Source organism: Stenotrophomonas sp. HMSC10F07 (assembly GCF_001807895.1).
Taxonomy (GTDB): domain Bacteria; phylum Pseudomonadota; class Gammaproteobacteria; order Xanthomonadales; family Xanthomonadaceae; genus Stenotrophomonas; species Stenotrophomonas sepilia.
This window is the reverse complement of record NZ_KV791393.1, coordinates 24,247-30,626: the sequence shown is the minus strand read 5'-3', so window position 1 is coordinate 30,626 and position 6,380 is coordinate 24,247. Positions and strand designations below refer to the sequence as shown.

8 protein-coding genes are annotated in these 6,380 nt (G+C 66.2%); 5 read left to right on the top strand and 3 right to left on the bottom strand.

Features of this window, described 5'->3' with window-relative positions:
* Positions 1-73 precede the first annotated feature (73 nt).
* Positions 74-538 carry an Lrp/AsnC family transcriptional regulator gene (locus HMPREF3114_RS11335; RefSeq protein ID WP_005413654.1) on the bottom strand — a complete coding sequence of 155 codons (465 nt, stop codon included), beginning with the start codon at positions 536-538 and terminating at the stop codon, positions 74-76.
* 127 nt (positions 539-665) lie between these two features.
* Between HMPREF3114_RS11335 and HMPREF3114_RS11330 the strand changes: the two genes are divergently transcribed.
* From HMPREF3114_RS11330 to HMPREF3114_RS11315, 5 genes are all read left to right on the top strand, one after another.
* On the top strand, positions 666-1,397 hold the full coding sequence (locus tag HMPREF3114_RS11330) for an AzlC family ABC transporter permease (RefSeq protein WP_014037422.1): 732 nt from the start codon (positions 666-668) through the stop codon (positions 1,395-1,397).
* Entirely contained in the window at positions 1,394-1,708 is a 315-nt protein-coding gene (locus HMPREF3114_RS11325) for an AzlD family protein (protein WP_053501167.1), read from the top strand. Before HMPREF3114_RS11330 ends, HMPREF3114_RS11325 begins: the two co-directional genes overlap by 4 nt.
* 591 nt (positions 1,709-2,299) lie before the next feature.
* Positions 2,300-2,854 (top strand): ubiquitin family protein, encoded by a 555-nt coding sequence (locus HMPREF3114_RS21010; protein ID WP_139727192.1) that lies wholly within the window; start codon positions 2,300-2,302, stop codon positions 2,852-2,854.
* 136 nt (positions 2,855-2,990) lie between these two features.
* A complete protein-coding gene (locus HMPREF3114_RS11320; RefSeq protein ID WP_005409905.1) occupies positions 2,991-3,419 on the top strand; it encodes a PAS domain-containing protein in 429 nt (142 codons plus the stop codon).
* Entirely contained in the window at positions 3,416-4,945 is a 1,530-nt protein-coding gene (locus HMPREF3114_RS11315; RefSeq protein WP_070489803.1) for a diflavin oxidoreductase, read from the top strand. Before HMPREF3114_RS11320 ends, HMPREF3114_RS11315 begins: the two co-directional genes overlap by 4 nt.
* A gap of 93 nt (positions 4,946-5,038) precedes the next feature.
* On the opposite strand, the gene HMPREF3114_RS11310 is transcribed toward HMPREF3114_RS11315, so the two are convergent.
* Both HMPREF3114_RS11310 and modB read right to left on the bottom strand, forming a co-directional pair.
* Entirely contained in the window at positions 5,039-5,707 is a 669-nt protein-coding gene (locus HMPREF3114_RS11310) for a sulfate/molybdate ABC transporter ATP-binding protein (RefSeq protein WP_053501169.1), read from the bottom strand.
* Positions 5,697-6,380, bottom strand: coding sequence for a molybdate ABC transporter permease subunit (gene modB, locus HMPREF3114_RS11305; RefSeq protein WP_070489802.1), 684 nt, complete (start codon positions 6,378-6,380; stop codon positions 5,697-5,699). The genes HMPREF3114_RS11310 and modB overlap by 11 nt, the downstream gene beginning before the upstream one ends.

Below are 6,380 nucleotides of genomic sequence, written 5' to 3'. Positions count from 1 at the left end.
CTTCTGAGGTTGCCGGCCAGCGGCCGGCACTACCCGCGGGTGCCGGGTGCAACCCGGCCGCAAACCCCATCCCTCAAAGCGGCAGCTGGGTCGTCTGCTTGATCCGCTGCATCGGAATCTCGGTCTTGGTGTTCTGCACCCCTGCGATCCGGTTCAGGTGCTGCATCTGGAACTGCCGGTAGGCGTCGAGGTCGGCCACCGCCACCCGCAGCAGAAAATCGCAGTCACCGGCCATCAGATGGCATTCCAGAACTTCCGGGAAAGACTTGATGCTGTTGATGAAGTGATTGGTGGTGTCCTCGTCCTGCCCGCGTAGCCACACCCGCACGAACACGGTGAAGCCGCGGCCCACCTTGGCCTCGTTCAACAGCGCCACGTAGCGGTCGATGTAACCGCCCTCCTCCAGCAGCCGCACCCGGCGCAGGCAGGCCGACGGCGACAGCCCGACCAGACGGGCCAGCTCCAGGTTCTGCAGGCGGCCGTCGCGCTGCAGGGCGTCGAGGATGCGGCGATCAAGGTTGTCGAGCTGGTACTGCATGAAATTTCGTCCTGGTCGACTCTGGCCGCATGGAATATCAATCATCCAGAATCCAGTGGCATCAACGCAACCCGATTTCGTGATCGGACCGCTAGCATGGGCCACCCCCACCTCGTCGTGCCGTTCCATGGACGCCCGTACCACCCTCCCCCTGCCAGACACCTGCGATACCGCGCCGCGTGCCGAATTCCTGCGCGGCCTGCGCGCCGCCGTACCGGTGATGATCGGCTTCATTCCGTTCGCCCTGGTACTCGGCGCGCAGGCGGCCCAGAAGGGCCTGAGCGCACTGGAAGTACCGCTGATGACCGGCCTCAACTTCGCTGGCGGTTCGGAGTTCGCCGCCGTCGAACTGTGGACCTCGCCACCGCACATCGCACTGATCGTGGCGATCACCGCGCTGGTCAACAGCCGCCACCTGCTGATGGGCGCCAGCCTGGCCCCGCTGCTGCAACACCTGCCACGCCGCCGGGTGCTGCCAGCGCTGTTCTTCATGTGCGACGAAAGCTGGGCGATGGGCGTGGCTGATGCGCGCCGACGCGCACTTGGCTTCAGCCTGGCCTACTACCTGGGCGTATCGGCAGGCCTGTACACCGTCTGGGTGGCCTGCACCGCACTCGGTGCGATCGTCGGGCCGATGTTGGGCGACATCCACGCCTATGGCTTCGACATGGCTTTCCCCGCCGTGTTCCTGGTACTGCTGCGCGGCATGTGGCAGGGCATGAAGGCGGCTAGACCGTGGCTGGTCAGCCTGGTCGTCGCCGCCGCCACCTACCTGCTGGTGCCAGGTGCGTGGTACGTGGCCAGCGGCGCATTGGCCGGCCTGGCCGCCGCCTGGCTGCTGGCGGAGGACGCCGCATGACCTTCAACGGCCTGATCCACTGGACCTCGGTGCTGACCATCGTGTTGATGGCTGCCGCCACCTACCTGACCCGCATCGTCGGCTTCCTCGCGCTGCGCAACCGCACGTTGAGCAAACGCGCCGTGACGGTGATGGAAGCCGCGCCGGGCTGCGTGCTGATCTCGGTGATCGCCCCGGACTTCGTCGCTGACAAGCCCGCCGACCTCGCCGCGCTGGCGATCACCCTGCTGGCCGCCACGCGGCTGTCGATGCTGCCGACGGTGCTGATCGGCGTCACCTCGGCCGGACTGCTGCGCTATCTGATGGGCTGACGCACCCGCGACTTCCCCACAGGGTGTGACTGGATGCGCAAGTGTCGCCATTGGCGCGACCTTCGCATGTCTCTGGTGCATCGAATGTGACCCGGAGCCAACTACTGCAGGTGTTTGAAACAATTCCGATTGCCTGATCGAGCCAGAGTCGATACGCATTGAGTACCGAGCCAGCGAGTTGAACTGATCGGTCAATCGACGTCAAACCTGGAGAGTACCAATGAGCAATCTACGGACTATCGTGGCAGCAATCGGTGTCGCCCTCATCTCTGCTGGCGGGCTGACCCCCTGATGCAGCGCCGTCAGCCCAGGCGTACCCAACCGGGCTCCGCCCTCGGGCTCTATGCTGGGCTGACGGCAATCCTTCTGGCCACAAGTGCGTGCCAGTCCATCCAACTGCCTCCCCGGGAACTGGTCAGTCCCGATGGAGGGTATGCCACCCTGCTGCGAGGCCCATCCTCACATCTGAAGATCAGCACAGTGTCGGTGCTACCCGGCCCGGAAAGCTCGGAGTATCCCAATCGGTCCATCGAGTGCGGGTGGTCATCCGTCGCAACTCGACTTCTCTGGGCAGATGGAGCGCTTTCGGCCATGCAAGCATCACAGCTCTGCGAGTCCGCTGCACGATCCGCTGGACTGCCGCTCGAGGCCAATGGGCAGGAACGGACGCCTGTGCATTATCAGCTCACGATCGTAAGTGACGGAGGCGGCATCTGGCGACAACTGCCAGGACCAGAGCGGCCGGGCCAGGTGGTCAGCTTCTGGTTTCCCTCCGGCCCGGACGCTGATTCGCTGCGCAGGCGCGTGATCGCCACCACCGCTCATGAGTTCCAGCATATCGCCACCGCATTGTCAGGGCAGCCTCGGCGCGGCCGGCAAAGGGAACCAGTCGCCTATCTGGCTGGCGCATGTGCGCAGTTACTGATCGAAGGCACCCTTGCGCGCGCGAACCTCCCGGGCGGACACGATCCGCGAGCTGATCCGTTCCTGCCATCTGCAGCCAGACGCTCCGCGCACGCGGGCAGTACGACCGGGGCAGCACTGCTGCGGTTCTTCGGTGACGCAGACACCTTGCACATCAATGAGGGAGGTCGCCACCTCGTGCAGCATTGCCACGAGACGATCGGCTTTCCCCTGCAGCAGTGAACGCTCCCTGCGACACCCGGTCGCAGCCCTTCGCGCCACCCGCTTGACCAATGTCAAACCGCCCGCTGCCGTGCGGGCGTATCTCTATGCAGGACCCGAACACGCCGGCGCTACCGGCATCCACAAGGACCCTGCGATGAGCTACACCCCCGACAACGCCCAGCTGCTGAACGCCATGCAGAACGTCATGGTGATCTCCACCACCGACCTGCAGGGCAACATCACCTACGCCAACGACCTGTTCTGCACCCTCACCGGCTTCGCCCGCGAGGAACTGATCGGCCAGCCGCACAGCATCGTGCGCCATCCGGATGTGCCCAAGGCGGTCTACAAGGACATGTGGGACACCATCAAGGCCGGCAAGACCTGGACCGGCATCGTGCCCAACCTCGGCAAGGGCGGCGTGCTCTACGTGGTCGACACCACCGTGCAACCGCTGTTCGACGCCGACGGCAACATCACCTCCTACATCAGCATCCGCCGCGTGGTGAACGACCTGATGCAGAACTACGACCTGGTCGAGTTCAGCAAGGAAAAGTTCGACGACTTCTACGAGGCCGCGTGAACGCCCTCCCGACCAGTACGCCCTTCAGCCGCCTGCTGGTGGGTTTCGCGTCCGAGTCGGGCAATGCCCGCGCCCTGGCCCAGCGCCTGGGCGCGGACCTGCAGCCGCACGCGCCGCAGGTGCTCCCTTTCAACGACATCGACGTGGCCAGTCTCGGTCACGGCGACGTGCTGCTGGCGATCTCCAGCTCGTTCGGCGATGGCGAACCGCCGGCCAATGGCGAACAGTTCTTCGAAACACTGCGCCAGACCCCGACGCTGGCTGGGCTGCGCTATGCAGTGTTCGGCCTCGGTGACACCGGCTACCCGAGCTTCTGCGGCTTCACCAAGGCGCTGGATGCTGCACTGAGCGAGCGCCAGGCGCAGCCGCTGCTGCATCGGGTGGACGCCGACCTGGGCTACGAGCAGTTCTTCCAGCAATGGCGGCCGGTGCTCGGCCAGGTGCTGGAGGGCGACCTCAACGCTGGCCAGGACCTGCGCCTGCAGGTCACCGCCTATGGCGAAGACAATGCGTTTGCCGCCCCCATCATCGAACGTCGCCGCTTGAACAGCAGCGACCCCGCTGCCTGGCACCTGCAGCTGGACATTGCCGGCAGTGGCATGGCCTACCGCGCGGGTGACACCCTGCACTTGGTACCCGAGAACGATCCCGCCCTGCTGCAGGCATTGGCTGCCTGGTATGGCGACACCGCCGCCGTGGCCGCCCTGCATGACCGCGAGCTGCGCCTGCTGAGCAAGGGCGTACTGCGCGAACTGGCCAGGCTCGGCGGTAGCGAGGTACTGAAGGGCCTGTTGAAGGTCAGCCAGAAGCGCGAGCTGGACGCCTACCTGCACGGCCTGGACCTGCTGGACGTGCTGCAGGACCACGCCACCCCGGACAGCGTTCCTCTGGCCCGGCTGCGCGGGCTGCTGTCACCGCGGCTGCCTCGCGCTTATTCCATCGCCTCTCACCCTTGCGACGACCAGCTGAGCCTGTGCGTGCGCGAAGTGCGCTACACCCTGCGCGACCGCGAGCGCTTCGGCACCGCCACCGGCAGCCTGCTGCACGGCGGCGACCACGCCCGGGTGTACTGCCGTTCCAACCCCGGCTTCCACCTGCCCGATACCGGCCAGGCACCGCTGCTGCTGGTCGGCACCGGCACCGGCATCGCACCGTTGATGGGCCTGATGCAGGAATTGCAGGCCAACGCCTGCGAGCGTGAAGTGCACCTGGTGTTCGGCGAGAAGCACCGCCAGCACGACTACCTGTACCGCGACCAGCTGCAGGACTGGCACACGCGAGGCGTGCTGGCCGGCCTGCATACCGCCTTCTCGCGCGATGGCGCCGAAAAGGTCTATGTGCAGCATGTGCTGCAGCAGCGTGCCGCCGAAGTGCGCGATGTCCTGGCCCGCGGTGGGCACCTGTACCTGTGCGGCAACAAGAGCCACCTGGAAGGCGCGGTGCGCGAAGCCATCGATGCCATCGGTGGCGAAGGGCACTGGGACGCGTTGCGGGGCGAAGGCCGCACGCACTGTGAGTTGTATTGATCCGTAGATTCTGTAGAGCCGAGCCCACGCTCGGCTGCTGTTGGCGGTGTCGCGCAGAGCAGCCGAGCATGGGCTCGGCTCTACAGATGCAGGTCAATCGCCGACGATACGGCCGTCCACCACGCGCGCCACTTGCTGACCAAACATGGCTACGTCCTGCGGGTCGTGGCTGATCAACAACAACGGGATCCCGGTCTTGTCCAGCACCGCCTCCAACTCCTGGCGCAGATGCTGCCGAAGGTCATGATCCAGTGCGGAGAACGGTTCATCCAGCAGCAGCGCCTGCGGTTGCGTCACCAGCGCCCGCGCCAGTGCGGTGCGCTGGCGCTGCCCGCCGGAAATCTGCGAGGGCAGCAGATCACCCACGGTGTCGATGCGGAAGGCGTGCAACCACTGCTCCACCGCACCGAAGCGCTGGCGGTTCCGTGGATTCAACCACCCCTTCTCCAGCCCGAACGCCACGTTCTGGCGCACGCTCAGATGCGGGAACAACGCGTAATCCTGGAACACATAGCCCAGCCGGCGGCGCTGCGGCGGCAGATCCACGCCGGTGGCCGCATCGAACAGGGTCTGCCCCTGCACGCGCACATGACCCTGGCCCGGCCGCAGCAGCCCGGCCACCGCCTTCAAGGTCAGGCTCTTGCCCGCGCCCGAGGGCCCGAACAACACCACCTGCCGCTGCGTGCACTGCAGCGATACGTCCAACACGAACTCCTGGCCGGCCGCCTGCAGGCGACGCTGCACCTGCAGGTCAAGCCACATCGCGCAGCTCCCGGCGACGCCCACCCACCAGCCGCGCGGCCAGCAACAGGATCACGATGCAGACCACCGAGGTCAGGATCACCAGCGCATTGGCCTTGCCGTCCTGGCCGGCCTGTACCGCCTCGTAGATGGCGATCGACAACGTCTGCGTCCGGCCCGGAATGCTGCCGGCCACCATCAGCGTCGCGCCGAACTCGCCCATTGCGCGCGCAAACGCCAGCAGCAGGCCGGCGAGGATGCCGCGCCACGCCAGTGGCAGCGTGATGCGGAAAAACACCGCCACTTCGGACACACCCAGCGTGCGTGCGGCCTGCTCCAGCTGCCCGTCCACTTCCTCGAACGTCGCGCGTGCCGGCTTGAACACCAGCGGCAGCGAGGCCACCGCCGCAGCAATCACGGCCGCCTGCCAGGTGAACACCAGGTTGACGCCGAACCACGACTGCAGCCACGCACCGATCGGACCATTGCGACCGATCAACACCAGCAGGTAGTACCCCAGCACCGTCGGTGGCAGCACCATCGGCAGGGTCAGCAGCGAATCCAGCAGCTCGCGCCCGGGGAAGCGACGGCGGGCCAGCAACGCGCCCAGCGCCACGCCCAGCACCAGATTGATCGCGGTGGCCCAGCCGGCCACCTTCAGCGACAACCCCAGCGCGGTCCAGTCCAGATCCAT